Raw genomic sequence first — 766 nt, 5'->3', positions numbered from 1 at the left:
AAAGCTTTAATGCGATAAAGGTTTATAATATTTCGAGTAAGAGCATGTTTGATTTTTTTGATTTCACTGGTTAATTCATATTTTTTGCACATAAGAAGACCCTCACAATCTAATGTGATAAACGTTTGATAAAATTTGAAATGGGAAAATTTGAAAGAGGGGCGCCCCCGCCACGCCTGTACTTTCATTTACACTGCTTTATTGGTTAGACCCAGACAATCTCTAATTCACCATAAGGAGAGAGACGTTCAGTATAGGTTTTTATTTTAGTAGACCCGCCGACATTTTCACGAATAACAGCAATGCCATGAATATTGGCATTTTCATAAACATGCACGTTATTTGCTATACGAGCATTTTCATAAACCCTAGCATTGTCATAAACATAGGCATTATCATAAATAATATCCTTGCCATACACATGTGCATTACCATAAACATGGGAATTATCAGAAATAACAGCATTGCCATAAACATGGGCATTATCATAAACATAGCCAGCAATGATAGCATTGTCATAAACCCGCGCATGACCATAGATATGACCACAAGTGACAGCATTGCCAAAAACTCTTGCATTTTCATAAACGTGACCATTTTTAAACACAAGAGCCTCATCATACACCCAGCAATTGCCATCATGAGAGAGGTTATCTTCCTTTTCAATAAAGCCACCCAAGGCACCAGCCTTAACATCAGCAAAGTCTTTTAATGCTTTAATGCGATAAAGGGTATGATTATTAATTACACGCGTTTCATTTGTGAG

Annotated in this window: 1 protein-coding gene; it reads right to left on the bottom strand. The window is 36.4% G+C overall.

The annotated features are described in order from the left end of the window. Nucleotides 1-205: 205 nt before the first annotated feature. Nucleotides 206-766: hypothetical protein (locus ACFINR_RS09505; RefSeq protein ID WP_375630805.1), on the bottom strand; the 561-nt coding region annotated here is incomplete at its 5' end.

This window comes from Bartonella sp. AP19HLJMH (assembly GCF_042196245.1).
Taxonomy (GTDB): Bacteria; Pseudomonadota; Alphaproteobacteria; order Rhizobiales; family Rhizobiaceae; genus Bartonella.
This window is presented reverse-complemented; position numbering and strand designations above follow the sequence as displayed.